The sequence below is a fragment of the Nitrosospira multiformis genome (genome assembly GCF_003050865.1).
Taxonomy (GTDB): domain Bacteria; phylum Pseudomonadota; class Gammaproteobacteria; order Burkholderiales; family Nitrosomonadaceae; genus Nitrosospira; species Nitrosospira multiformis_E.
The window spans coordinates 55,318-81,736 of sequence record NZ_QAOK01000013.1; the positions used below are offsets into that span (position 1 = coordinate 55,318).

General features: G+C 53.1%; 31 protein-coding genes. All 31 read left to right on the forward strand.

Annotated elements, in window-relative coordinates; genetic code table 11:
- Window positions 1-153 precede the first annotated feature (153 nt).
- The 31 genes from rpoB (at window position 154) to rpmJ (ending at window position 26,403) form a co-directional block, all read left to right on the forward strand.
- Window positions 154-4,227: a DNA-directed RNA polymerase subunit beta gene (gene rpoB, locus C8R21_RS08405; protein WP_107762294.1), complete on the forward strand. Its 4,074-nt coding sequence runs from the start codon at window positions 154-156 to the stop codon at window positions 4,225-4,227.
- A 102-nt stretch (window positions 4,228-4,329) separates the two neighbouring features.
- Window positions 4,330-8,556 carry a DNA-directed RNA polymerase subunit beta' gene (gene rpoC, locus C8R21_RS08410; RefSeq protein WP_107762295.1) on the forward strand — a complete coding sequence of 1,409 codons (4,227 nt, stop codon included), beginning with the start codon at window positions 4,330-4,332 and terminating at the stop codon, window positions 8,554-8,556.
- Window positions 8,557-8,642: 86 nt separating this feature from the next.
- Window positions 8,643-10,052 (forward strand): aspartate aminotransferase family protein, encoded by a 1,410-nt coding sequence (locus tag C8R21_RS08415; RefSeq protein ID WP_107762296.1) that lies wholly within the window; start codon window positions 8,643-8,645, stop codon window positions 10,050-10,052.
- A 468-nt stretch (window positions 10,053-10,520) separates the two neighbouring features.
- Entirely contained in the window at window positions 10,521-10,898 is a 378-nt protein-coding gene (gene rpsL / locus C8R21_RS08420) for a 30S ribosomal protein S12 (protein ID WP_011380119.1), read from the forward strand.
- 88 nt (window positions 10,899-10,986) lie between these two features.
- Window positions 10,987-11,457: a 30S ribosomal protein S7 gene (rpsG, locus tag C8R21_RS08425; RefSeq protein WP_011380120.1), complete on the forward strand. Its 471-nt coding sequence runs from the start codon at window positions 10,987-10,989 to the stop codon at window positions 11,455-11,457.
- A 119-nt stretch (window positions 11,458-11,576) separates the two neighbouring features.
- Entirely contained in the window at window positions 11,577-13,667 is a 2,091-nt protein-coding gene (fusA, locus tag C8R21_RS08430; protein WP_107762297.1) for an elongation factor G, read from the forward strand.
- Window positions 13,668-13,691: 24 nt separating this feature from the next.
- Window positions 13,692-14,882: an elongation factor Tu gene (tuf, locus tag C8R21_RS08435; RefSeq protein ID WP_107762298.1), complete on the forward strand. Its 1,191-nt coding sequence runs from the start codon at window positions 13,692-13,694 to the stop codon at window positions 14,880-14,882.
- Between the two features lie 86 nt (window positions 14,883-14,968).
- Window positions 14,969-15,277 carry a 30S ribosomal protein S10 gene (rpsJ, locus tag C8R21_RS08440; protein ID WP_011380122.1) on the forward strand — a complete coding sequence of 103 codons (309 nt, stop codon included), beginning with the start codon at window positions 14,969-14,971 and terminating at the stop codon, window positions 15,275-15,277.
- 109 nt (window positions 15,278-15,386) lie between these two features.
- Complete coding sequence (rplC, locus tag C8R21_RS08445) at window positions 15,387-16,097, forward strand: 50S ribosomal protein L3 (protein WP_074971984.1); 711 nt, start codon at window positions 15,387-15,389, stop codon at window positions 16,095-16,097.
- The gene (gene rplD / locus C8R21_RS08450) at window positions 16,097-16,717 is read left to right on the forward strand and encodes a 50S ribosomal protein L4 (RefSeq protein ID WP_107762299.1); all 621 of its coding nucleotides are present in this window, start codon (window positions 16,097-16,099) and stop codon (window positions 16,715-16,717) included. Before rplC ends, rplD begins: the two co-directional genes overlap by 1 nt.
- A complete protein-coding gene (gene rplW / locus C8R21_RS08455; protein WP_074971980.1) occupies window positions 16,714-17,049 on the forward strand; it encodes a 50S ribosomal protein L23 in 336 nt (111 codons plus the stop codon). The genes rplD and rplW overlap by 4 nt, the downstream gene beginning before the upstream one ends.
- Complete coding sequence (gene rplB / locus C8R21_RS08460; protein WP_074971978.1) at window positions 17,049-17,882, forward strand: 50S ribosomal protein L2; 834 nt, start codon at window positions 17,049-17,051, stop codon at window positions 17,880-17,882. Before rplW ends, rplB begins: the two co-directional genes overlap by 1 nt.
- Before the next feature lie 6 nt (window positions 17,883-17,888).
- Window positions 17,889-18,170, forward strand: coding sequence for a 30S ribosomal protein S19 (rpsS, locus tag C8R21_RS08465; protein ID WP_107762300.1), 282 nt, complete (start codon window positions 17,889-17,891; stop codon window positions 18,168-18,170).
- An 11-nt stretch (window positions 18,171-18,181) separates the two neighbouring features.
- A complete protein-coding gene (gene rplV, locus C8R21_RS08470; RefSeq protein ID WP_011380128.1) occupies window positions 18,182-18,529 on the forward strand; it encodes a 50S ribosomal protein L22 in 348 nt (115 codons plus the stop codon).
- A gap of 15 nt (window positions 18,530-18,544) precedes the next feature.
- Window positions 18,545-19,405 carry a 30S ribosomal protein S3 gene (gene rpsC / locus C8R21_RS08475; RefSeq protein WP_107762301.1) on the forward strand — a complete coding sequence of 287 codons (861 nt, stop codon included), beginning with the start codon at window positions 18,545-18,547 and terminating at the stop codon, window positions 19,403-19,405.
- Entirely contained in the window at window positions 19,389-19,805 is a 417-nt protein-coding gene (gene rplP / locus C8R21_RS08480; protein WP_011380130.1) for a 50S ribosomal protein L16, read from the forward strand. The genes rpsC and rplP overlap by 17 nt, the downstream gene beginning before the upstream one ends.
- A gap of 2 nt (window positions 19,806-19,807) precedes the next feature.
- Window positions 19,808-20,008 carry a 50S ribosomal protein L29 gene (gene rpmC / locus C8R21_RS08485; RefSeq protein ID WP_074971973.1) on the forward strand — a complete coding sequence of 67 codons (201 nt, stop codon included), beginning with the start codon at window positions 19,808-19,810 and terminating at the stop codon, window positions 20,006-20,008.
- A complete protein-coding gene (gene rpsQ / locus C8R21_RS08490) occupies window positions 20,005-20,271 on the forward strand; it encodes a 30S ribosomal protein S17 (protein ID WP_074971971.1) in 267 nt (88 codons plus the stop codon). Before rpmC ends, rpsQ begins: the two co-directional genes overlap by 4 nt.
- A 198-nt stretch (window positions 20,272-20,469) precedes the next feature.
- Window positions 20,470-20,838, forward strand: coding sequence for a 50S ribosomal protein L14 (gene rplN, locus C8R21_RS08495; protein WP_011380133.1), 369 nt, complete (start codon window positions 20,470-20,472; stop codon window positions 20,836-20,838).
- 22 nt (window positions 20,839-20,860) lie between these two features.
- Complete coding sequence (rplX, locus tag C8R21_RS08500) at window positions 20,861-21,178, forward strand: 50S ribosomal protein L24 (protein WP_107762302.1); 318 nt, start codon at window positions 20,861-20,863, stop codon at window positions 21,176-21,178.
- A 34-nt stretch (window positions 21,179-21,212) separates the two neighbouring features.
- Window positions 21,213-21,752, forward strand: coding sequence for a 50S ribosomal protein L5 (gene rplE / locus C8R21_RS08505; protein ID WP_011380135.1), 540 nt, complete (start codon window positions 21,213-21,215; stop codon window positions 21,750-21,752).
- 6 nt (window positions 21,753-21,758) lie between these two features.
- Entirely contained in the window at window positions 21,759-22,064 is a 306-nt protein-coding gene (gene rpsN, locus C8R21_RS08510) for a 30S ribosomal protein S14 (protein WP_107762303.1), read from the forward strand.
- 145 nt (window positions 22,065-22,209) lie between these two features.
- Window positions 22,210-22,605 (forward strand): 30S ribosomal protein S8, encoded by a 396-nt coding sequence (gene rpsH / locus C8R21_RS08515; protein WP_107762304.1) that lies wholly within the window; start codon window positions 22,210-22,212, stop codon window positions 22,603-22,605.
- A 10-nt stretch (window positions 22,606-22,615) separates the two neighbouring features.
- Entirely contained in the window at window positions 22,616-23,149 is a 534-nt protein-coding gene (rplF, locus tag C8R21_RS08520; RefSeq protein WP_107762305.1) for a 50S ribosomal protein L6, read from the forward strand.
- Between the two features lie 11 nt (window positions 23,150-23,160).
- Window positions 23,161-23,517, forward strand: coding sequence for a 50S ribosomal protein L18 (gene rplR, locus C8R21_RS08525; RefSeq protein WP_074971962.1), 357 nt, complete (start codon window positions 23,161-23,163; stop codon window positions 23,515-23,517).
- 13 nt (window positions 23,518-23,530) lie between these two features.
- A complete protein-coding gene (gene rpsE, locus C8R21_RS08530) occupies window positions 23,531-24,073 on the forward strand; it encodes a 30S ribosomal protein S5 (RefSeq protein ID WP_074971960.1) in 543 nt (180 codons plus the stop codon).
- On the forward strand, window positions 24,070-24,258 hold the full coding sequence (rpmD, locus tag C8R21_RS08535) for a 50S ribosomal protein L30 (protein ID WP_074971959.1): 189 nt from the start codon (window positions 24,070-24,072) through the stop codon (window positions 24,256-24,258). Before rpsE ends, rpmD begins: the two co-directional genes overlap by 4 nt.
- Window positions 24,259-24,690 carry a 50S ribosomal protein L15 gene (rplO, locus tag C8R21_RS08540; protein ID WP_107762306.1) on the forward strand — a complete coding sequence of 144 codons (432 nt, stop codon included), beginning with the start codon at window positions 24,259-24,261 and terminating at the stop codon, window positions 24,688-24,690. It abuts the gene before it with no gap.
- A 17-nt stretch (window positions 24,691-24,707) separates the two neighbouring features.
- Window positions 24,708-26,036, forward strand: a complete 1,329-nt coding sequence (secY, locus tag C8R21_RS08545) for a preprotein translocase subunit SecY (protein WP_074971956.1) — start codon at window positions 24,708-24,710, stop codon at window positions 26,034-26,036.
- Between the two features lie 17 nt (window positions 26,037-26,053).
- The gene (infA, locus tag C8R21_RS08550) at window positions 26,054-26,272 is read left to right on the forward strand and encodes a translation initiation factor IF-1 (RefSeq protein ID WP_011380144.1); all 219 of its coding nucleotides are present in this window, start codon (window positions 26,054-26,056) and stop codon (window positions 26,270-26,272) included.
- A gap of 17 nt (window positions 26,273-26,289) precedes the next feature.
- Window positions 26,290-26,403: a 50S ribosomal protein L36 gene (rpmJ, locus tag C8R21_RS08555; protein WP_074746766.1), complete on the forward strand. Its 114-nt coding sequence runs from the start codon at window positions 26,290-26,292 to the stop codon at window positions 26,401-26,403.
- Window positions 26,404-26,419 lie beyond the last annotated feature (16 nt).

A 26,419-nucleotide genomic window follows, 5' to 3' on the forward strand; every position in this document is an offset into this window, starting at 1 on the left:
AGAAAAGCCGGCGGCATTACTCATGCCGCCGGTTCTGGCGTTTTTTGGATTTTGATGGCGTGTTTGTGCGGCAGAACACGAAGTGCGCTAGCCAAAACAAGTACTCTGTTCTCTATTTTCTGTCAATCCATCTTCTGATCTCCCGGAGATTCCATGAGTTATTCGTTTACCGAGAAAAAACGTATTCGTAAAAGTTTCGCCAAGCGCGCAAGCGTCTTGCCGATTCCCTTTCTTCTCGCTACGCAAATCGAATCTTACGCTGCTTTCCTGCAAGCCAGTGTCGACCCCGATAAACGCGCTCCGGAGGGATTGCAAGCCGCCTTCCTGTCGATCTTCCCGATCGAGAGCCATTCCAGGAATGCACGCCTCGATTTCGTCAACTACGTACTCGGTGTACCTCCTTTCGACGTAAAGGAGTGTCAACAACGCGGTCTTACCTATGCTTCTCCCCTGCGGGCGAAGGTGCGCTTGACCATTATGGATAAGGAGGCATCCAAACCGACCGTCAGGGAAGTAAAGGAGCAGGAAGTTTACATGGGCGAGATTCCGCTCATGACGAACACCGGTTCATTTGTGATTAACGGCACTGAACGCGTGATCGTGTCCCAGTTGCATCGTTCGCCCGGAGTATTTTTCGAGCACGATCGCGGTAAAACGCATTCGTCCGGTAAATTGCTTTTTTCCGCCCGTATCATCCCTTACCGCGGTTCCTGGCTTGATTTTGAGTTTGATCCCAAGGATTACCTCTATTTTCGGGTCGACAGGCGCCGCAAAATGCCTATTACCGTATTGCTGAAGGCCATTGGATACACGCCCGAGCAGATCCTGGAGAATTTCTTTTCTTTTGACTCTTTCCATATATCGCGGAAAAGTATTCTTTTTGAACTGTTACCGGAGCGTTTGCGGGGTGATACCGCGCGCTTCGATATCCTGTCGAAAAACGGCAAGGTCATCGTCCAGAAGGACAAGCGCATTACTGTAAAGCATGTGCGCGAAATGCAGCAGGCCGACATAGACAGGCTTGAGGTGCCGGAAGATTTCCTGTTGGGGCGGGTGCTGGCCCACAACGTAGTGGATAAGGAAACGGGAGAAATTCTCGCGCTTGCCAATGATGAGATTACGGAAACCTTGCTGGGCAAACTGCGGGATGCCGATGTGGAAGAGATCCGTACGATTTATACCAATGATCTCGATCAGGGCGCATATATATCGCAAACTCTCAAGATAGACGAAACCGCAGATGAGATGGCGGCGCAGGTTGCAATCTACCGCATGATGCGCCCGGGTGAACCCCCTACTGAGGAGGCAGTCAAAGCGCTCTTCACCGGATTGTTCTATGCCCCCGAACGCTATGACCTTTCAGTGGTCGGGCGAATGAAATTCAATCGCAGGGTCGGTAAGACCGAGCTGGATGGAGCGACTACGCTATCCAACGAAGATATCATTGCGGTGATCAGGATTCTGGTGGAACTCCGTAACGGTCGGGGGGAAATTGATGATATCGATCACCTGGGCAATCGTCGCGTACGCTCCGTCGGTGAATTGGCGGAAAACCAGTTTCGCTCTGGCCTGGTGAGGGTCGAAAGAGCAGTAAAAGAGCGCCTGAGCCAGGCTGAATCAGAGAATTTGATGCCTCATGACCTGATCAATGCCAAGCCGGTATCTGCGGCGGTGCGTGAATTCTTCGGGTCCAGCCAGCTATCGCAATTCATGGACCAGACCAATCCACTCTCTGAAATCACGCACAAACGCCGTGTGTCCGCGCTTGGACCCGGTGGCCTGACGCGCGAGAGGGCGGGGTTTGAGGTACGTGACGTGCACCCGACTCACTATGGCCGGGTATGTCCGATCGAAACGCCAGAAGGTCCCAACATTGGTTTGATCAACTCGCTGGCGTTATATGCCCAGACCAATGAATACGGCTTTATGGAAACGCCTTATCGCAAGGTAACAAATGGTCTGGTCACTGATGAGATTCATTTTCTTTCAGCCATTGAGGAAGGGCAATATGTAATTGCCCAGGCAAACGCCGAACTGGATGGAGACGGCAGATTTATCAATGACATCGTTTCCTGTCGCCATAAGAACGAGTTTACCCTGGCGACTCCCGACCGGATTGAATATATGGACGTAGCGCCTGCACAGATTGTCTCGGTCGCTGCCTCGCTGATTCCTTTCCTGGAGCATGATGACGCCAACCGGGCATTGATGGGCTCCAACATGCAGCGGCAGGCGGTGCCCTGCCTGCGGGCCGAGAAACCTCTGGTCGGAACGGGAATCGAGCGGGTCGTAGCTGTCGACTCCGGCACTGCCGTAAAAGCGGTGCGGGGCGGCGTGGTGGATTATGTTGACGCGGGCCGTATCGTGGTGCGGGTGCACGACGTCGAGACCCGTGCGGGTGAAGTGGGCGTAGACATCTACAACCTCACGAAATATACGCGCTCAAACCAGAACACCAATATCAACCAGCGGCCGCTGGTGAAGGTGGGCGACGTGATCGCACGCGGAGATGTTGTGGCGGACGGTGCTTCCACCGACAAGGGTGAACTCGCGCTGGGGCAGAACATGCTGGTCGCGTTTATGCCGTGGACCGGTTACAACTTCGAAGATTCCATTCTCATTTCCGAGCGTATTGTGGCGGATGATCGCTTTACCTCCATTCATATCGAAGAATTGTCGGTGGTAAGCCGCGATACCAAGCTTGGAACCGAAGAAATTACCGGCGATATTTCAAACCTCTCAGAGGCACAGCTAGGCCGTCTGGATGCTTCAGGCATTGTGCATATCGGAGCCGAGGTGGAAGCCGGTGATGTGCTGGTGGGTAAAGTGACGCCCAAGGGTGAAACCCAGCTTACTCCGGAAGAAAAACTGTTGCGCGCAATTTTTGGTGAGAAAGCTTCGGATGTGAAGGATACTTCCCTGCGAGTGCCGTCCGGCATCTCCGGAACGGTGATTGATGTACAGGTCTTTACCCGGGAAGGTATCGAACGGGACAAGCGTGCGCAGCAAATCATTGACGATGAGTTGAAGCGGTACAAGAAAGATCTGGCCGATCAGATGCGAATCGTGGAAGCTGACGCATTTGTCCGGATCGAGCGCCTGCTCATCGGCAAGATTGTCACTGGCGGCCCTAAGAAGCTTGCCAAAGGTGCGGCCATCACAAAGGAATATCTGGAAAGCAACGACCCGCACCATTGGTTCGACATACGGCTGGCGGATGAAGGGGCGAGCGTACAGCTCGAACAGATCGAAGAGGGGCTGGCGCAAAAACGCAAGGCATTCGATGCGGCCTTCGAGGAGAAGAAAAAGAAGCTCACCCAGGGCGATGAGTTGCCTCCAGGCGTGCAGAAAATGGTCAAGGTATACGTCGCGGTGAAGCGGCGCCTTCAACCGGGAGACAAAATGGCCGGCCGTCACGGCAATAAGGGTGTCATTTCGAAGATCGTGCCAGTGGAAGATATGCCTTATATGGCCGATGGCACTCCCGTGGACGTGGTGCTGAATCCGTTGGGCGTGCCGTCACGCATGAACGTGGGACAGATCCTGGAGACGCATCTTGGCTGGGCGGCCAAAGGTCTGGGACAGAAGATCGGCGAAATGCTGCGCGCAGGCAAGGAAGCCGCCGAGCTTCGAGCCTTTCTTGACAAGATATATAACACCAGTGGAAAACCGGAAGATATCAACTCCTTGACCGACGTGGAAATCGTGGATCTGGCAGAAAACCTCCAGGATGGAGTGCCCTTTGCCACACCGGTATTTGATGGCGCCACGGAGCAGGAAATCAAGGACATGCTCGAACTTGCCGGTTTGCCGCGTTCGGGACAGGTGAGCCTTTATGACGGCCGTACCGGGGAGGCCTTCGATCGCCCGGTTACCGTCGGTTACATGCATGTGTTGAAGCTGCACCACCTGGTGGACGACAAGATGCACGCCCGGTCAACCGGCCCCTACAGTCTGGTCACTCAGCAGCCGCTCGGAGGCAAAGCCCAGTTCGGCGGCCAGCGTTTCGGAGAAATGGAGGTGTGGGCGCTCGAAGCGTACGGTGCCGCCTATACGCTGCAGGAAATGCTGACAGTCAAGTCGGACGATGTGAACGGGCGCACGAAAGTATACGAGAGCATTGTGAAGGGCGACCATAAGATCGATGCGGGCATGCCGGAATCCTTCAACGTGCTGGTGAAGGAAATCCGGTCGCTGGCCATGGATATCGACCTGGAGCGGCATTAGCAATTTTTATTCTGGAGGTACGAGAATCAGATAATTTTTTGCTGCCTTTGCTTTTTCACCGGATAATTTTTTGCATAGACCCCTGATCAACAGGAGTGACAAATGAAAGCACTGCTTGATTTATTCAAACAGGTTACCCAGAAAGAAGAGTTCGATTCGATCAAGATCGGTCTGGCTTCTCCCGAGAAAATACGTTCCTGGTCCTATGGTGAGGTGAAGAAGCCGGAAACCATCAATTATCGTACGTTCAAGCCCGAGCGAGACGGCCTGTTCTGTGCAAAAATATTCGGTCCGGTAAAGGATTACGAGTGCCTTTGCGGAAAGTACAAGCGTTTGAAACATCGCGGCGTGATCTGCGAGAAATGTGGTGTCGAGGTCACGTTATCCAAAGTGCGGCGCGAACGCATGGGTCATATCGAACTGGCATCCCCGGTGGCGCACATCTGGTTCCTGAAATCCCTGCCATCCAGGTTGGGGATGGTGCTGGATATGACTTTGCGCGACATAGAGCGGGTGCTCTATTTCGAGGCGTATGTAGTAACGGATCCGGGCCTGACGCCTCTCCAGCGATGCCAGTTGCTGACAGATGACGATTACCGGGCCAAAACCGAGGAATACGGGGATGATTTCCGTGCCAGTATGGGGGCGGAAGGTATTCGTGATCTATTGAATACCCTGAATATTCGTGTAGAAATCGATAATCTTCGCCGCGAAATGGGAACGACTGGCTCCGAAACGAAGATGAAGAAGATTTCGAAGCGCCTGAAAGTGTTGGAGGCATTCAGCAAATCCGGCATCAAACCGGAATGGATGATTCTGGCCGTGCTACCCGTGCTGCCTCCCGAACTGCGGCCATTGGTGCCGCTGGATGGAGGACGTTTTGCGACTTCCGATCTCAACGATTTGTATCGTCGTGTCATTAACCGCAATAACCGGTTGAAACGTTTGCTCGAACTGAAGGCGCCGGAAATTATCGTGCGCAACGAGAAGCGCATGCTGCAGGAAGCGGTGGATTCACTACTGGATAACGGCCGTCGCGGCAAAGCCATGACGGGCGCCAACAAACGCCCGCTGAAATCGCTTGCGGACATGATCAAGGGCAAGGGCGGGCGCTTCCGCCAGAACTTGCTTGGGAAACGCGTGGATTATTCCGGACGGTCGGTCATTGTAGTGGGACCGCAGCTCAAGCTGCACCAGTGCGGTTTGCCCAAGAAAATGGCCCTGGAATTATTCAAACCCTTTATCTTCAACAAGCTGGAGATAATGGGTATCGCGAGCACGATAAAGGCTGCGAAACGTGAGGTCGAAAACGAAAGCCCGATCGTGTGGGACATCCTGGAAGATGTCATTCGTGAGCATCCTGTAATGCTGAACCGGGCACCGACCTTGCATCGGCTGGGTATTCAGGCGTTTGAGCCGGTCCTGATAGAAGGCAAGGCCATCCAACTGCATCCGTTGGTATGTGCCGCTTTCAACGCGGACTTTGACGGCGATCAGATGGCGGTCCACGTGCCGCTTTCGCTGGAAGCGCAAATGGAGTGCCGCACGCTGATGATGTCGACCAACAACGTCTTGTCGCCCGCTAACGGGGAACCCATTATCGTGCCATCACAGGACATCGTGCTGGGACTGTACTCCACCACGCGCGAGAAGGTCAATGCGCGGGGTGAGGGTATGTATTTCGCCAATATCAGCGAAGTTTCCCGCGCGTACGAGAACCGCGTTATCGAGCTGAATGCACGGATTTCCGTAAGGATCCCCGAATACGAATTGGTTGCGGATGGAGAGCGGCGCGAGAAGATCACGCGGTATGAAACCACGGTAGGACGCGCATTGTTATCAGAGATTCTCCCTGCCGGGCTGCCTTTCCCGTTGATCAACAAGGTGCTCAAGAAAAAAGAAATCTCCAAGCTCATCAATGCAAGCTTCCGCCGCTGCGGCCTGCGCGAAACCGTGATTTTTGCCGATAAGCTGATGTATGCCGGTTTCAGCTATGCGACGCGCGCCGGGATTTCGATCTGCCTGGACGATATGCTTACCCCCGTGCAGAAGGATGCAATCATCAGTGCCTCCGAAAAGGAAGTGCAGGAGATCGAGCTTCAGTATACGTCCGGTCTTGTCACCCAGGGTGAACGTTACAACAAGGTCGTGGACATATGGGGCCGCGCAGGTGACCAGGTTGCAAAGGCAATGATGGACCAGCTCGGAGTCGAGCCGATCATAGATCCGGAAACCGGAGCCGCTAAAACGGGCGAGTCAGGAAAGCCCTTGATTCAGGAATCGTTCAATTCCATCTATATGATGGCGGATTCAGGCGCTCGCGGTTCTGCTGCTCAGATCCGTCAATTGGCAGGAATGCGGGGCCTGATGGCCAAGCCGGATGGTTCAATCATCGAAACGCCCATCACGGCTAATTTCCGCGAAGGATTGAACGTCTTGCAGTACTTTATTTCCACTCACGGTGCGCGCAAGGGCTTGGCCGATACGGCGCTGAAGACGGCTAACTCAGGCTATCTTACCCGCCGGCTTGTCGATGTGACACAGGATCTGGTCGTAACCCAGGAGGACTGTGGCACCAGCAATGGCGTGGTGATGAAGGCATTGGTCGAAGGTGGCGAGGTCATCGAAGCATTGCGCGAACGTATCCTCGGCCGTGTAGTGGTCAATGAGATTATCAATCCGGAGCATCAGGCCGTGATTTACCCGGCAGGCATGCTGCTGGATGAAAATGCAGTGGATGCCATTGAGATGCTGGGTATAGATGAAGTGAAGGTCCGCACCCCGCTTACCTGTGAAACCCGCTATGGCCTGTGTGCCAAATGTTATGGACGCGACCTGGGACGCGGCACACCGGTCAATGTTGGCGAAGCAGTGGGCGTGATCGCCGCTCAGTCGATCGGTGAGCCTGGCACTCAGTTGACCATGCGCACTTTCCATATCGGAGGGGCGGCTTCCCGAACAGCGGTCGCAAGCCAGGTCGAGAGCAAATCCAACGGTGTTGTGCGGTATTCACCGAGCATGCGCTATGTGACCAATGCACGTAATGAACTGATCGCGATTTCCCGCAGCGGCGAAGTGGTGATTCAGGATGACAACGGGCGTGAGCGGGAACGGCACAAGGCGCCGTACGGCGCGACCTTGCTGATTCGTGACGGAGAAGTCGTGAAAGCTGGGCAGGTGCTGGCGGCCTGGGATCCGCACACGCGTCCAATCATTACTGAATACTCTGGCAAGGTCCGCTTCGAGAACGTGGAAGAAGGCGTGACCGTGGCCAAGCAGATAGATGAAGTAACCGGTTTGTCCACGCTGGTGGTGATCGATCCGAAGCGCCGTGGGGTGGTGCAAACGAAGGGATTGCGCCCGATGGTGAAGCTCCTGGATGACGAGGGCAAGGAGGTGCTGGCGGGCAGTAATTTACCGGTTCACATCACCTTCCAGGTGGGTTCCATCATCACTGTCCGGGATGGGCAGCAGGTCAGCGTCGGTGAGGTTCTCGCGCGTATTCCGCAGGAAAGTTCGAAAACGCGGGACATTACTGGTGGCCTGCCTCGCGTTGCGGAATTGTTCGAAGCGCGTTCCCCAAAGGATGCGGGCGTACTGGCAGAAGTCACCGGAATCGTGTCCTTCGGCAAGGATACCAAGGGCAAGCAACGGCTGGTCATCACGGATCTGGATGGAGTGTCGCACGAATATCTCATTCCCAAGGACAAGCACGTGACTGCTCACGATGGGCAGGTGGTGAACAAAGGAGAAAGTATCGTCGACGGTCCTGCCGATCCACACGATATTCTCCGTCTCCTGGGGGTGGAAGCGCTGGCGCGCTATATTACCGACGAGGTGCAGGATGTGTACCGCTTGCAGGGCGTCAAGATCAACGACAAGCACATCGAGGTGATAGTGCGCCAGATGCTGCGCCGTGTGCAGATTGTGGATTCCGGCGATACGCGCTTCATTCCGGGTGAACAGGTTGAACGCGCCGAAATGCTTGCGGAAAACGAACAGATTGAATTAGAGGACAAGAAGCCGGCAACCTATGAATATATGCTGCTCGGCATCACTAAAGCCTCACTTTCCACCGACTCGTTCATTTCCGCGGCCTCGTTCCAGGAGACTACACGAGTGCTGACCGAAGCGGCGATCATGGGCAAGAAGGATGACCTGCGGGGGCTGAAAGAAAATGTTATTGTAGGACGCCTTATTCCCGCAGGTACAGGTTTGGCCTTTCACAATACCCGCAAGAAGCAGCGCCTCATGCTGGATACCGGCGAAGCGTCTCCTTTGAGTGAGGAAGAGACAGGAGAAATTAGAAACAGTGGATACGCTGTCTGAAAACAGGGGCAATGGAAGCTCGCGAGTCTCATCCTGCTCACTGGCAATGCTGGCATATAGCCTCTGGTATCTGACGGAATTGAATCATGCCCATCGATATTAATGCCATCATTGCCGAAACTCGCGGCAAAAACTTCGATATCTACGAAGAGCATATAAATCCGGTCTTCGTCAAGGTACTGCGTACACTCGGATTCAATCGAACCTGGATGAGAGGGGAGGGTCCTTATCTCTGGGATGAAACAGGCACCCGCTATCTCGATTTTCTGACCAACTGGGGTGTGTTCAATTTCGGTCGGCGGCATCCTGCTATCCGTAATGCACTGCAACAGGTAATGGAGGCCGAATTTCCCGGGTGGGTGGGTTTTGATGCTCCGCCGCTTGCCGCGGTACTGGCGCGCGAACTGGTAAAACGAATGCCCCCGGGGCTGGATACCGTTTACTTCAGTAACTCCGGTACGGAAGCAATCGAAGCAGCAATCAAATTTGCACGCGGGTATACAGGTCGCCCCTCTACTGCTCATCTCGCCAAGGCATTTCACGGCTTGACCATGGGGTCCTTGTCACTGAATGGGGAAGCGAGTTTCCGCAGGGGTTTTGAGCCAATGCTTCCCGGCAGCTCAGAAGTGAAAATGGGCGACCTGGCCGGACTGGAAGCGCGTCTGGCAAAGGGCGATGTCGCAGCCTTCGTCTTTGAGCCGATACAGGGCAAGGGAGTCAATATCGCCAGCGACGAGTACCTGCTGGGTGCGCAGGAGTTATGCCGAAAATACGGCACCTTGATGGTTTGCGACGAAATTCAGTGTGGTATGGGCCGCACGGGGCGTTTTCTGGCCAGTCAATGGGTTCCCGATTTCCAGCCAGACATCGTCTGTCTTTCCAAGGCGCTTTCCGGAGGCTATATTCCAGTCGGCGCGACGATTACCCGACGTGCCGTCTACGATAGCGTTTACGACAGCCTGCATCGTGCGATTGTTCATGCATCCACTTTCGGGATGGGCAATATGGCGATGGCTGCAGCTTTGGCCTCACTCAGTGTTCTGGACGATGAGAAGCTCATGGATCGGGCCATGGTACTTGGGGAGCGTTTCAGGAAAGGAATCGAGGCGATGGTGCCGCGCTTTGAATTTCTCAAGGGAGTGCGGCAGCGCGGGCTTATGATTGCAATCGAGTTTGGCCAGCCGGAATCAATGTCGCTCCGAGCTGCATGGGCAATGGTCAACAAGATGGATGAAAACCTTTTTGCTCAGGCAATCGTTCTTCCGCTTCTTGACGATCATCATATTCTTACCCAGGTAGCAGGCCATGCCATGCCCATTGTCAAGATTCTGCCGCCCCTGAACATCGGCGAGAGCGATGTCGACTGGTTCCTCGCAGCGCTTGAGGATGTCATGATAAAATTGCACAAGTTCCCAGGCCCTGCCTGGGAGGTTTTGAAGAAGCTCGGCAACCATGCGCTGACTGCGAAAAAGCGCGAGGCCCGGGTAACTGCATGAGGTCCATGGCGGGGGCATGAACTGGGCCACTCTTTATCGGATTTCCTTGTGTTGGATTCTTGAACAGGTTTGCTGTATTCCTGCATTTGATTGATGTTCTTCAGGAGCTTCACCGCGCAGTACGCACTGCTGCACCGGTTGATTTCGACTCGGGACCCTGTTTTCTAATCTGTTTTTGTTTCAAAGCCTCTGATGGTAGGCCAGCAGGATTTTTCCGCTTTGCGTCATTTCGTTCCTGATAAAAATCACGCGGGCAATGAGAGGTTCATCACGGCAGATTCCTGTGATGAGTTCTCATTGCCTATTGAAAACAAAAAGGCTTTAGCTTGACATGGCAAGATAAAGTCCATAAAATTCGCAGTTTTTTAAGCCGCCGGCGGATTGATAGCATGAGCGGCCGGATAGAGAAGTAAGTTTATATTGGCAGCGGGACAGGTAAGTCGCCCTCCCGTTTTTCTGGAAAATAAAATGCCGACAATCAGTCAGTTAGTACGTAAGCCGCGTGCGGCAAAACCTCTGAAAAGCAAAGTTCCCGCATTGGGAAACAGCCCGCAAAAGCGGGGAGTTTGCACACGGGTTTATACCACCACGCCCAAAAAACCGAATTCAGCTTTGCGCAAGGTGGCGCGCGTCCGTTTGACTAACGGCTTCGAGGTATCCAGTTATATCGGTGGAGAAGGCCACAATCTTCAGGAACACTCGGTGGTTTTGATCCGGGGTGGTCGTGTCAAGGATTTGCCGGGCGTGCGCTACCATACTGTACGCGGCAGCCTGGATACTGCCGGAGTCAAGGACCGCAAGCAGGGGCGATCGAAATACGGCGCCAAGAAGCCGAAGTCGGCTTAAAAACAGTTTGAATCCCGACACACCCAGACGATTGATCGGGATTGCCCCGACGATAAAGTAAGCTGAATAATTACGCCAAGGTTAGAAAATGCCAAGACGGAGAGAAGTTCCAAAACGCGAAATTTTACCGGACCCAAAGTACCATAATGCCGAAGTGGCGAAATTTGTCAATGTGTTGATGACGCGAGGCAAGAAATCCGTGGCAGAGCGAATTATCTACGGGGCTATGGATCAGATTCACAAGAAGACGGGCAAGGATCCGGTGGAAGTATTTACGCAGGCACTGTCCAATGTCCGTCCAATGGTGGAAGTAAAAAGCCGCCGCGTTGGCGGGGCCAACTACCAGGTTCCGGTAGAAGTCCGGTCGATTCGGCGTAATGCCCTCGCGATGCGGTGGTTACGTGATGCCGCGCGTAAAAGAGCTGAAAAATCCATGGGCGCCCGGTTGGCGGGCGAGTTGGCAGAAGCTGCTGAAGGCAGGGGTGGAGCGGTCAAGAAACGCGAGGAAGTTCATCGTATGGCCGAGGCGAACAAGGCATTTGCGCATTATCGATTCTGACGGCAATGATGGCGCAGGGAAACCTGCATCATGACCTGGTTTGCCTGAAAAGTCCCTGATTTTTAGCTGCCGGGAGCATTGTGCCACCGGCAGTTTTCCAATTTTAAGGCTAGAAAACTGTGGCAAGAAAGACACCTATTGAACGTTACCGAAATATTGGCGTCATGGCGCATATAGACGCCGGAAAAACTACGACCACCGAACGCATCCTGTTCTATACAGGCGTATCGCATAAGCTTGGTGAGGTGCATGACGGTGCGGCTACCATGGACTGGATGGAGCAGGAGCAGGAGCGCGGCATTACAATTACCTCTGCCGCCACCACATGCTTCTGGAAAGGGATGGATCATAATTACCCAGACCATCGCATCAATATCATCGATACGCCGGGCCACGTTGATTTCACTATCGAGGTGGAGAGATCGTTGCGTGTTCTCGATGGCGCCTGCACTGTATTTTGTGCAGTGGGTGGGGTGCAGCCCCAGACCGAGACGGTATGGCGCCAAGCGAACAAATATAAGGTTCCCCGTCTTGCTTTTGTCAACAAGATGGATCGTGCCGGCGCCAATTTCATGCGTGTTTATGAGCAGATACAAAGCCGGCTCAAGGCGCATCCTGTACCCGTTCAGTTGCCGATAGGCGCGGAGGACAAATTCGAAGGCGTTGTCGACCTGATCAAGATGAAGGCTATTCATTGGGACGACGCCAGTCAGGGAATGAAATTCGAGGAGCGCGATATCCCCGCGAACATGGCTGAAGATGCCAAATCCTGGCGCGAGAAAATGGTGGAGTCGGCTGCCGAGGCGAATGAAGAACTGATGAATAAATATCTGGAGGAAGGCGACTTGTCGCCTGCGGATATTAAGCAGGGTCTTCGCATTCGTACCCTTGCCAATGAAATCGTACCCATGCTCTGCGGATCCGCCTTCAAGAATAAAGGCGTGCAGGCAATGCTTGATGCCGTGCTCGATTATTTGCCGTCCCCAGCCGACATCGAGGCAGTTGACGGTGAAAAAGAGAGTGGCGAGCACGCTGAGCGCCATGCGAGTGACGATGAACCGTTTGCTGGTCTTGCCTTCAAGATTGCCACTGACCCCTATGTGGGTCAATTGATCTTTTTTCGCGTGTATTCAGGAGTCGTAACCTCTGGTGATACCGTTTATAACCCGATCAAGGGGCGCAAGGAGCGGATTGGAAGACTGCTGCAGATGCACGCCAACCAGCGGGAAGAAATCAAGGAAGTCCGGGCGGGGGATATAGCCGCAGCAGTAGGCTTGAAGGAGGCGGTTACCGGGGACACGCTGTGTGATCCTGGTGATGTCATCACACTGGAGCGCATGGTGTTTCCGGAGCCCGTGATTCACGTCGCGGTGGAACCGAAAACCAAGCTGGATCAGGAAAAGATGGGCATCGCATTGAATCGTCTCGCCCAGGAGGATCCTTCCTTCCGTGTGCGCACCGATGAGGAGTCCGGTCAAACCATCATTTCCGGAATGGGCGAATTGCATCTGGAAATCATTGTAGATCGGATGAAACGCGAATTTGGCGTAGAAGCCAATGTGGGTGCTCCCCAGGTGGCTTATCGCGAAGCAATCCGAAAATTGGTGGAGGTCGAAGGCAAATTCATCAAGCAGTCCGGCGGGCGGGGTCAGTATGGTCATGTCTGGATCAAGATGGAGCCGAACGAGGCCGGCAAGGGCTTCGAGTTTGTTGATGCAATCAAGGGTGGAACCGTGCCCAGGGAATATATTCCCGCAGTGCAGAAAGGCCTTGAAGAAACGCTTCCGAATGGCGTGCTGGCAGGTTTTCCGGTGGTGGATGTCAAGGTCACATTGTTCGACGGCTCTTACCATGATGTCGATTCGAATGAAAACGCGTTCAAGATGGCTGCCTCGATTGCATTCAAGGATGGTATGCGCAAGGCCAGTCCTGTACTGCTGGAACCGATGATGTCCGTAGAAGTGGAAACGCCGGCGGACTTCATGGGGAATGTCGTAGGGGATTTGTCCTCCCGGCGTGGCATGATTCAAGGCATGGACGATCTGCCCGGCCTCAAGCTGGTGCGTGCAGAAGTGCCGTTGGCGGAAATGTTCGGTTATGCAACTTCGTTACGATCTGCAACGCAGGGTCGGGCTACGTATACGATGGAATTCAAGCATTACGCCGAAGCGCCGAAGAATGTGGCCGAAGCGATCATAAGCAAGAAATAATCGTCATCAAATAAAAGGATCATCATGGCAAAGAGCAAATTTGAGCGGACGAAGCCGCACATCAACGTAGGGACGATAGGACACGTGGACCACGGCAAGACCACGTTGACGGCGGCGATCACGATGGTATTGGCGAAGAAGTTTGGTGGCGAGGCGAAGAGTTATGCGCAGATAGACTCGGCGCCTGAAGAGAAGGCGCGGGGCATCACGATCAACACCTCGCACGTGGAGTATGAGACGGAGAAGCGGCATTACGCGCACGTTGACTGTCCTGGACACGCGGACTATGTGAAGAACATGATTACGGGTGCAGCCCAGATGGATGGTGCGATTCTGGTGGTGTCAGCGGCGGATGGACCGATGCCGCAGACGCGGGAGCACATTCTTCTGGCGCGGCAGGTAGGGGTTCCCTACATTATCGTCTATATGAACAAGGCGGACATGGTGGACGATGCGGAACTTCTGGAGTTGGTGGAAATGGAAGTGCGCGAGTTGCTGTCCAAATACAGTTTTCCCGGGGATGACACCCCGATAGTGATTGGTTCTGCCCTGAAGGCGCTGGAAGGCGACCAGAGCGACATAGGCGAGCCCTCCATCTACAAGTTGGCGGCAGCGCTGGACAGCTACATTCCGGAGCCTCAGCGGGCGGTGGACGGGACTTTTCTGATGCCGGTTGAAGACGTTTTTTCCATATCTGGTCGTGGGACGGTGGTGACGGGGCGCGTTGAGCGTGGGGTCATCAAGGTAGGGGAAGACATCGAGATAGTAGGCTTGAAGCCCACTATCAAGACTGTTTGCACGGGCGTTGAGATGTTTCGCAAGCTTCTGGACCAGGGGCAGGCAGGAGACAACGTGGGTGTGTTGCTGCGGGGCACCAAGCGCGAAGAAGTGGAGCGCGGACAGGTGCTGTCCAAGCCTGGGACCATCACCCCGCATACCAAGTTCACAGCCGAGATTTATGTTCTGAGCAAGGAAGAGGGTGGGCGTCATACTCCCTTTTTCCAGGGATACCGGCCGCAGTTTTACTTCCGGACGACGGATGTGACGGGTGCAATCGAGTTGCCTGGGGGCACGGAGATGGTGATGCCTGGGGACAATGTATCGGTGACGGTAAACCTGATTGCGCCGATTGCGATGGAAGAAGGCCTGCGTTTTGCGATTCGTGAAGGCGGCAGGACCGTTGGCGCAGGTGTCGTGGCAAAAATTATCGAATAGCAACAGGATCAAGGATCGGATTTAAGATTTACGCAGGGTGCGTGTCGGTCAATTCGGAATCCGAGTCCTCAACCTGAGGTTGGATTATGCAAAGTCAAAAAATACGTATTCGTTTGAAAGCGTTCGATTACCGGTTGATAGACAAATCGGCGCTGGAGATCGTGGAAACCGCAAAACGTACTGGCGCTGTGGTCAAGGGCCCGGTGCCTCTGCCAACGCGCATCGAGCGTTTTGATGTGCTTCGTTCGCCTCATGTCAACAAGACTTCACGTGATCAATTCGAAATCCGGACTCATTTGCGGCTGATGGATATCATGGATCCAACCGATAAAACGGTGGATGCGTTAATGAAGCTGGATCTGCCTGCCGGAGTGGATGTCGAGATAAAGTTGTAGTTTTCCAGCGTAATTCTGAGTATGTTCGCAACGAATGACTCGGGTTCCTGTTCAATCAACATGAATTGCCGGTCAATTGTAATCGGCACCTTTTAGAAGGGTAATTAGAATGAGTTTAGGGCTCGTCGGCCGCAAGGTCGGCATGACTCGTATTTTCACCGAAGAAGGTGATAGCCAGCCCGTCACAGTGCTGGACGTGTCTAATAATCGTGTCACACAGATCAAGACGCCTGCTAATGATGGGTATTCCGCCGTGCAAGTCACGTTTGGCAAGCGTCGGGCTATCCGCGTAAACAAACCTTCGGCCGGGCATTTTGCCAAGGCAGCTGTAGAGGCGGGAGAGATTCTGAGAGAATTCCGCGTCGCAGAAGAAACCCTTGGAACTCTCAGTCCTGGTGCAGTTATCGGATTGGATATTTTTCAACCGGGGCAGAGGGTGGATGTAACCGGTATCTCGATCGGAAAGGGCTATTCCGGCGCCATCAAGCGTCACGGCTTCGCTTCTAACCGGGCGAGTCACGGTAACTCACGGTCTCATAATGTTCCCGGTTCCATCGGCATGGCGCAGGATCCCGGTCGCGTCTTCCCCGGAAAGCGCATGTCCGGTCATCTGGGGAATGTGAGGCGCACCATTCAAAACCTGGAAATACTGCGAATCGATGCCGAGCGCGGGCTGCTGCTCATCAAGGGCGCTATTCCTGGATCGAAAGGGGGGGACGTGACAGTTTCGCCAAGCATTAGATCTGGAAGACCCCTCAATAACAGCAATGTCAATGCCACCGCAAAAGGCGGCGCGAAATCTGGCAAGAAGGGTGGATAATGGAACTTAAACTTATCGACGATAATGGGCAGTCGTCTGCAAACGTTTCAGCTTCCGAAACCCTGTTTGGCCGGGAGTATAATGAAGCCCTCGTGCATCAGGTTGTAACAGCTTATCTTGCCAATGCACGCAGTGCCAACAGGGCGCAAAAGGCACGATCGGATGTCACCAAATCCACTCGCAAGCCTTGGCGGCAGAAAGGTACGGGGCGCGCTCGCGCCGGCATGGCATCGAGTCCTTTATGGCGAGGCGGAGGGAAAATATTTCCCAATAGTCCGGAGGAGAATTTCAGCCATAAAGTCAATCGCAAGATGTACCGCGCGGGTATCGGCGCGATTCTCTCGCAACTGGTTCGTGAAAACCGATTGTCGGTAGTGGAAAATTTTGTCATTGATGCACCCAAGACGAAAGTATTGGCACAGAAGTTGAAAGATATGGGACTGGATCAGGTCATGATCATTACAGATAACATTGATGAGAATCTTTATCTCTCGTCAAGAAATCTTCCGCTCGTCAAGGTTGTTGAAGCGGGTTATGCTGATCCAGTCAGTCTCATGCGCTTTGCAAATGTACTGATTACGCGTAATGCGCTGGCAAAAATGGAGGAGATACTTGCATGAGCGCCCAAACATTCAACCCTGAGCGCCTGATGCAGGTGATATTGTCGCCTCAGGTATCGGAAAAAGCGACGTTTATAGGCGAGAAATACAACCAGATGATCTTTCGTGTGGCTCCGGATGCAACAAAGCCGGAAGTCAAAGCCGCAGTGGAGTTGATGTGGAAGAATCAAAAGGTTGAAGTGGAAAGCGTGCGCATATCCAATGTCAAAGGCAAGGAAAAGCGTTTTGGCCGTTTCATGGGGCGGCGCGGTGGCTGGAAGAAGGCTTACATCAGCATCAAGGCCGGTCAGGAAATCAATTTTTCTGAAATTGCTCAAGGAGAGGTCAAGTAATGGCGCTGGTTAAAGTCAAACCGACCTCTCCAGGTCGTCGGGCGGTAGTCAAAGTCGTTAATGCTGGCCTGCACAAGGGCGCACCTTACCCGCGCCTGGTGGAGAAGCAGAATCGCACTGCCGGACGTAACAATAAGGGGCAAATCACTACTCGCCACATAGGCGGTGGTCACAAGCAGCATTACCGCGTCGTGGATTTTCGCCGCAACAAGGATGGAATCGCAGCCAAAGTGGAGCGGCTGGAATATGATCCGAATCGCAGCGCGAATCTCGCGCTTCTCTGCTATTCCGATGGCGAACGGCGCTACATTATTGCGCCAAAAGGCATCATTGCAGGCATGCAACTGATGAGCGGCGCAGATGCGCCTATAAAGAACGGCAATGCATTGCCGCTGCGCAATATTCCGGTCGGCAGCATCATTCACTGCGTGGAAATGATGCCGGGCAAAGGCGCGCAGCTTGCTCGTTCAGCCGGAGCTTCGGTTCAACTTCTCGCGCGCGAGGGAGATTATGCCCAGTTGCGTCTGCGCTCGGGAGAAATCCGCAGGGTACACGTGAACTGCCGTGCGACGATCGGGGAAGTAGGAAACGAGGAGCATAACCTCCGAGCTATCGGCAAGGCAGGAGCGCAGCGGTGGCGTGGCATCAGGCCAACGGTGCGTGGGGTGGCGATGAATCCGATAGACCATCCCCATGGCGGGGGTGAAGGTAAAACAGCGGCGGGACGTCATCCTGTCAGCCCATGGGGAACGCCTTCCAAGGGTTTCCGTACGCGGGTAAACAAGCGTACCGACGGCATGATTGTGCGACGTCGTTATTCAAACAAGGGATAATGAATCATGGCTCGTTCTATAAAGAAAGGCCCATTTGTTGATCTGCACCTCCTGTCCAAAGTGGAGGCTGCACGTGCGACCAATGACAAGCGACCTATCAAGACCTGGTCGCGCCGCTCAACGGTATTGCCGGATTTCATTGGCTTGACGATTGCCGTGCATAATGGAAAGCAGCACGTTCCGGTATATGTTACTGAGAACATGGTTGGGCACAAGCTCGGCGAGTTTTCTCATACACGTACTTTCAAGGGGCATTCCGGCGATAGAAAAGCGCCTGGAAGGAAATAGGAATAATCATCATGGAAACAACTGCTGTATTGCGTGGAGTCAGGTTGTCCGAGCAGAAAGGCCGGCTGGTTGCGGATCAGATCCGTGGACTGCCGGTGGAGCGTGCGCTCAACCTGCTTGCGTTCAGTCCCAAGAAGGCTGCGGTCATCATTCGTAAGCTTCTCGAATCAGCTATCGCAAATGCCGAGCATAACGAGGGAGCTGACATAGATGAGCTGAAGGTGTCCAGGATATATGTCGACAGAGGGCCGTCTCTCATGCGTACCAGTGCGCGCGCCAAGGGGCGGGGCAATCGCATTGTCAAGCCGACTTGTCACATTCTTCTTACTGTTGGCGATAAAGCCAGCAACAAAAAATAAGGCTGAACAGGCATTATGGGACAAAAAATACATCCGACAGGTTTTCGGCTTTCCGTCCTGAAGAACTGGTCATCCAAATGGTATGCCAACGGAAAAAATTTTCCCGGCATGCTGAACGAAGACATCAAGGTTCGGGAATATTTGAAAAAGAAACTGGCGCATGCGTCTGTCGGTCGCGTAGTTATCGAACGGCCATCGAAGAATGCGCGTATCACGATCTACAGTTCACGTCCTGGGGTAGTGATAGGCAAGAAAGGCGAGGATATCGAAGTTTTGCGGGGGGCGCTGCAAAAGCTTATGGGTGTCCCGGTGCATGTAAATATCGAAGAAATCCGCAAACCGGAAATTGATGCGCAACTGATTGCCGACAACATCGCACAGCAACTGGAAAAGCGCATCATGTTTCGCCGTGCAATGAAGCGTGCCATGCAGAATGCGATGCGCTTGGGTGCTCAGGGTATCAAGATCATGAGTTCAGGCCGGTTGAACGGTATTGAAATTGCTCGTACCGAATGGTATCGGGAAGGACGTGTGCCCCTTCATACACTGCGGGCCGATCTCGATTACGGAGTCTCCGAGGCCAAGACAACCTATGGCGTGATCGGAATCAAGGTCTGGGTATTCAAGGGCGAAGTGATAGGTCGAGGTGAGCAGGCGGGCGCGGGTACAACCGCAACGCAGACCCTGCCTCCAGGGGGAGAACCGGAAACCAGGCGTCCGCCGCGAAGGCCAGCGGGAAGAGCAGATGTCAGATCGGACGGGAAAGCTGGTGAGAAGAAAGTTCCCAGAAAGTCTGACAGCAGTTCTGAGGAATCCGCCACAAAGCCGGCAAAGAAGCCAGTAAAGCCAGGAGTGAACGATGCAGCAGCCAGCTAGAACAAAATATCGCAAGCAGCAAAAAGGGCGGAACAAGGGCATTGCAACCCGGGGCGCCAAGGTGAGTTTTGGTGAATACGGCCTCAAGGCGGTGGGACGGGGACGTTTGACAGCCCGGCAGATCGAGGCTGCGCGGCGTGCGATGACCCGTCATATAAAGCGGGGTGGCCGTATCTGGATTCGTATTTTTCCGGACAAGCCTATTTCGCATAAACCCGCCGAAGTCAGGATGGGTAACGGGAAAGGTAATCCGGAGTATTTTGTGGCAGAAATTCAGCCCGGCAAAGTGCTATATGAAATGGACGGCGTCGATGAGGTGCTGGCTCGCCAGGCATTCCGACTCGCAGCTGCCAAACTTCCGATCCTGACAACTTTTGTTGTGCGACAAGTAGGCGGTTAATCATGAAATCCAGAGTCAAGGAACTGAGAAACAAGAATTCCGTGGAATTGCAGCAGGAATTGCTGGAGTTGCTGAGGGCGCAGTTTGGTCTGCGGATGCAGCATGCAACCCAGCAACTAAGCAATACTTGCCAACTGAGCAATATTCGTCGGGACATAGCGCGTACCAGAACCATTCTTAGCCAGAAGGCAAGGCAGTCATGAGCGAAGCGAATTTAAACCGTACCCTTAGCGGAAAAGTGGTAAGCGATAAAATGGATAAGACTATTACTGTTCTGGTTGAACGTAAGGTCAGACACCCGCTTTACGGAAAGATTATGGTTCGTTCCAAAAAATATCATGTTCATGACGAAACCAATGAGTTTCACACCGGGGACATGGTGGTGATAGAAGAGTGCCGTCCATTATCCAAAACAAAAGCCTGGCGTGTCGTCAAGTTGATGCAGAAAGCCGAACAGGTGAGTTGATTACGAGCAAAACCGGCTTTGGGAAGTATTTTCTTCCTTGTTTTTATAATCCGGTTGTCTTATAATTCTGCCTCTTCATTTTCAAGATATCTTAATTTTTTGCAGCCGGTAAGTGCTGGCGGCATCGTAACCCGAACGGGTTCCAATACTATCCTAGCCTTTGGTTCGGCTGGAAAAGTTGGAGAGAGTGAGTAAATCATGATCCAAATGCAATCGATTCTGCAAGTCGCCGACAATACTGGCGCACGGTCACTCATGTGCATAAAGGTATTAGGCGGTTCCAAGCGACGTTATGCGGGTATTGGCGATATTATAAAAGTCAGCGTAAAGGACGTGGCGCCTAGGGGTCGCGTCAAGAAAGGTGAAGTGTACAACGCAGTCGTAGTACGAACTTCGAAAGGGGTGCGTCGCGCGGATGGATCATTAATCAAGTTCGATGGCAACGCCGCAGTACTGTTGAATGCCAAACTGGAACCAATCGGAACGCGCATTTTCGGTCCTGTTACACGCGAGTTGCGTACCGCACGTTTCATGAAAATTGTTTCGCTCGCACCTGAAGTACTGTAGGGCGCGAGATAAGGAATCAAACATGAGCAAAATAAAGAAGGGAGATGACGTAGTTGTCATCGCCGGCAAGGACAAAGGTAAGCGTGGCACAGTGCTGCGCATCATGAAGCCGGATCTTGTGGTCGTTGAGGGTGTCAATCGCCTCAAGAAGCATCAGCGACCCAATCCGAATAAAGGCGACACGGGTGGAATCGTCGAAATGGACAGTCCTATCCAGGTTTCAAACATCGCAATCTACAATCCCGCAACCCGGAAGGCAGACCGGATTGGTTTCAAAACCGTCGAAGGAAAAGGCAAAGCCCGCTGCTTCAGGTCGAATGGGGATCTGATCGATACCTAAGGGTTAAGACCCAAGGGTTAGGGGAAAACAATATATGGCACGCTTACAAGAATATTATCGTAGTACTGTAGTCCAGCAGTTGATGGAGCAGTTTGGCTATAAGTCCGTGATGGAAGTGCCGCGCATTCGCAAAATCACCCTCAATATGGGTGTGGGCGAGGCGGTCGCGGACAAAAAAATCATGGATAACGCCGTGGGCGACATGCAAAAGATTGCAGGCCAGAAGCCTGTGGTGACGAAAGCTAGAAAATCCATTGCCACCTTCAAGGTTCGTGATGGCTATCCGGTAGGTTGCATGGTTACGCTGCGCCGCGTTCGCATGTACGAATTCCTTGATCGCCTGGTGAATATCGCTATACCGCGTATTCGTGACTTTCGCGGTATTTCCGGCAGATCCTTCGATGGACGCGGCAATTATAATATGGGTATAAAAGAGCAGATCATTTTCCCTGAGATCGAGTATGACAAAATCGATGCGTTGCGGGGGATGAACATCACGATTACCACGACTGCAAAGACAGATGCGGAAGCAAAGGCATTGCTGGCAGCATTCAAATTTCCATTTAAAAACTGAGGGAGCATGGCTAAGGTAGCAGTTATTAACCGTGATCTGAAACGTCGGAAAATCGTCGAGAAATTCGAGGCGCGACGTGCTGAGCTGTTGGCGATCATCAATGATTCCAGCGTAGGTGACGAAGATCGTCATTCGGCCAGGATCAAGTTGCAGATGTTGCCCCGCAATGCCAGCCCAGTGCGATTGCGCAACCGCTGTTCGCTTACAGGCCGTCCTCGGGGAGTATATAGCAAGTTTGGGTTGGGTCGTGGCAAGCTTCGTGATATCGCCATGAGTGGAGAGATTCCGGGCATCATCAAGGCGAGTTGGTAGACGAGTGAGGGTAATGATTGATGTGTTTGATTCAGGGAATCGAACAGGCCGCGTAAATTTATGGATCAGATCCAGTATGGTTAATGTGGTTTCAAGGATTTCGTATTCTCCGGTAACGAAAGTCGGATTTCCAGAGGTATTCTAGATGAGCATGAGTGATCCCATTGCAGACATGCTGACGCGGATTCGTAACGCGCAGCTGTCTGAAAAAACATCTGTCGTGATGCCTGCTTCCAAGCTCAAAGCAGCTATTGCTCAAGTGCTGAAGGATGAGGGGTATGTCGAGGATTTTATAGTTCATGAGGCCGACGGAAAATCGATACTGGATATCAGCCTGAAGTATTACGCAGGACGTCCGGTAATTGAAAAAATAGAGCGTGTCAGTCGCCCTGGTTTGCGGATATATAAAGCCAGCAACAAACTTCCCAATGTAATGAATGGCCTTGGGGTAGCAATCGTATCGACGTCGAAAGGCGTAATGACGGAAAGAAGGGCGCGCGCAAATGGTGTAGGCGGCGAAGTATTATGCATCGTGGCGTAAGGATATAAAAATGTCTCGAGTGGGTAAAAATCCTGTTTCAGTTCCGGCAAATGTCGAAGTCAGGCTATCCGGGTCAGAAGTGGAGGTAAAGGGTCCGCTGGGTATCCTGCGTCGCGAGCTTGTTTCGGAAATTTCGATTGAGCGCAAGGGCGAAAACCTGGTAGTGAAAGCGGCAAATGATTCCAAGCATGCCAACGCAATGTGGGGGACCACGCGCGCGCTGCTCGCCAATATGGTGAAGGGTGTTACCACCGGTTTTGAGAAAAGGCTGACCCTGGTTGGCGTAGGATACCGTGCTCAGGCTGCGGATAACGTCCTTAATCTGACGTTAGGATTCTCTCATCCAGTCGCTCACAAGATGCCCGAAGGTGTCAAGGTCGAGACTCCCAGTCAAACCGAGGTCGTCATCAAGGGTATGGACAAGCAGCAGGTAGGACAAGTGGCTGCGGACGTACGTGCTTACAGGGAGCCGGAGCCATACAAGGGCAAGGGCGTACGCTATGCGGACGAAGTCATCGTCCTGAAGGAAACGAAGAAAAAATAGTCAGGGTAAATATGTCGAATTCCATAGAATCCCGTTTACGGCGCGCGCGGCAGACGCGCGCCAAAATTGCTGAATTGAAGGTAGTGCGACTGGCAGTTCATCGCAGCAATTCTCATATTTATGCGCAGTTGATAGACGGCTCCAGTAGCAAGGTGCTCGCCAGCGCATCCACCCTCGAGCCGGAGTTGCGCAAGGAGCTTCCCAATGGGGGAACGGTTACTGCAGCGGCAGTCGTGGGTAAAAGGGTTGCAGAGAAGGCTCGGGGTCTCGGCATTGAGACGGTTGCATTCGACCGTTCAGGCTTCAAATACCATGGGCGTGTGAAAGCATTGGCTGACGCTGCCCGTGAAAACGGCCTCAAATTCTGAGTGAGGAACGATAATGGCTAAAATGCAGGGGCGGATGCAGGGCAAAATGGCTCCAGGAGACGACCGCGGAGATGGACTCAAGGAAAAAATGGTGGCCATCAATCGCGTTACCAAGGTGGTCAAAGGAGGACGCATTCTGGGCTTCGCCGCTCTGACAGTTGTCGGGAATGGCGATGGCGGGGTGGGTATGGGTAAGGGTAAATCGCGCGAGGTACCCGTAGCGGTACAAAAGGCGATGGACGAGGCGCGCCGCAAGATGATCAAGGTGAGTCTCAAGAATGGAACGCTCCAGCACCCGGTAATCGGCCGGCATGGCGCGGCCAAGGTGTACATGCAACCAGCATCCGAGGGAACTGGTATCATTGCCGGCGGACCCATGCGCGCAATATTTGAAGTAATGGGTGTACACAATATCCTGGCCAAATGTATTGGCTCGACCAATCCGTACAATGTCGTCCGTGCGACTCTCAACGGCCTGCAGGCGATGAACAATCCTGCTGAGATAGCCGCCAAGCGGGGCAAGAGCGTCGAAGAGATTCTGGGGTTGGAAAAATGACGCAAAATACGAAGAAGATAAAAGTAACCCTGGTGAAGAGTCTGATTGGAACGAAGCAGGCACATAGGGCAACCGCCCGGGGATTGGGGCTACGCCACATTAATAGCAGCGTGGAAGTGGAAGATACCCCGGCGGTGCGAGGCATGATCAATACCATTTATTACCTCGTAAAGAGTGAGGTTTAGATGCAACTGAATTCTATTAAACCAGCCCCTGGCGCCAAGCATCCAAAGCGCCGGGTAGGTCGTGGTATCGGCTCCGGTCTTGGCAAGACCGCCGGTCGAGGACATAAGGGACAGAAATCCCGTGCGGGCGGTTTTCATAAGATCGGCTTTGAAGGGGGTCAAATGCCCTTGCAACGGCGATTGCCCAAGCGCGGCTTTGTTTCACCCACAAAAAAGAATGATGCAGAGGTGCGCCTGTCAGCGCTTGGCAGAATACCAGGCGATACCATCGATATACTGATCCTGAAGCAGGCAGGCCTCGTTTCCGGTTCCGCCTTGAACGTCAAGGTAATACTTTCGGGAAAGATTGAGCGCGCAGTGAAGCTTCAGGGCATTCCGGTGACCAAGGGCGCGAAAGCAGCCATTGAAGCTGCCGGCGGTAGCGTTGAATAAGTACGAGAGGATATATATTGGCCGCTAGCGATTCCCTGCGGGGACTCTCCGGAAAGCTCGGTGACTTGAAGCGCCGGTTATGGTTTTTGCTGCTCGCATTGGTTGTCTACCGCATTGGCGCGCATGTGCCGGTGCCTGGTATTGATCCGGTCGTACTGAAGGATCTGTTCGAATCGCAGCAGGGCGGCATCCTGGGCATGTTCAACATGTTTTCCGGTGGTGCCCTATCCCGCTTTTCGATATTTGCCCTGGGCATCATGCCGTACATTTCGGCATCGATTATCATGCAGTTGGGCACCGTGGCATTCCCTTATCTCGAGACACTGAAGAAAGAGGGTGAATCAGGGCGCAGAAAGATTACCCAGTACACGCGGTATGGTACTCTGGGTTTGGCGCTGGTTCAGGGTTATGGTATTTCGATCGCACTACAGTCCCAGCCTGGCCTGGTGATTGAGCCCGGCCCGATGTTCCTGCTGACCACGGTTATAACATTGGTGACAGGTACCATATTTCTCATGTGGCTGGGAGAACAGATTACTGAACGCGGCATTGGCAACGGGATTTCGCTCATTATATTTGCCGGGATCGCTGCAGGTCTTCCAAGTGCAATTGGAGGCACGCTGGAGTTGGTGCGAACGGGTGCCATGCACTTTCTGGTAGCCCTCGGAATTTTCGTGGCGGCTACGGTTGTTACGGGATTCGTTGTCTTTGTCGAGCGGGGGCAGCGCAAAATACTGGTGAATTATGCAAAGCGTCAGGTCGGACGCAAGGTTTATGGCGGTCAAAGCTCTCACTTGCCGCTTAAGCTGAACATGTCCGGCGTGATTCCGCCGATCTTTGCTTCCAGCATAATATTGTTTCCCGCTACGCTGGCTGGTTGGTTTTCGACGGGGGAATCAATGGATTGGCTGAAGGATATAAGCGGGGCGCTATCGCCCGGTCAGCCGGTCTACGTGATTATGTACGCGGCCATGATCATATTCTTCTGCTTTTTTTATACGGCGCTGGTGTTCAACCCTAAAGAAACTGCAGAAAACCTGAAAAAGAGCGGAGCGTTCATTCCTGGCATTCGACCGGGTGATCAAACGGCACGATATATTGAGCGCATCATGTTGCGCCTTACGCTCACCGGCGCGATCTACGTAACGCTCGTGTGTCTGCTGCCGGAGTTTTTGATTTTGAAGTGGAATGTTCCATTTTATTTTGGCGGAACTTCCCTGCTTATTATCGTCGTGGTAACGATGGATTTCATGGCACAGGTGCAAGCCTACATCATGTCTCACCAGTATGAGAGCCTGTTGAAAAAAACCAACTTCAAAGGTGGCGGCGGATTGCCGGCGAGATAAAGTGCATCAAGGATAGGATGGCAAAGGAAGAAACCATACAAATGCAGGGCGAGATACTGGAAACGTTGCCGAATGCGACTTTTCGGGTCAAGCTGGAAAACGGACATATAGTGCTGGGACATATTTCCGGCAAGATGCGGATGCACTACATTCGGATTTTGCCGGGAGACAAGGTAACAGTAGATCTGACACCATATGATTTGAGCAGGGCGCGCATCACGTTTCGCGCCAAGTAGCCGGAGAGGGGTAAATAATGAAAGTACTGGCATCAGTAAAAAAAATTTGCCGGAATTGCAAAATTATCAGACGCAACCGGATAGTGCGTGTGATTTGCACAGATCCGAGGCATAAACAGCGTCAGGGTTGATTCGGGTACGCATTCT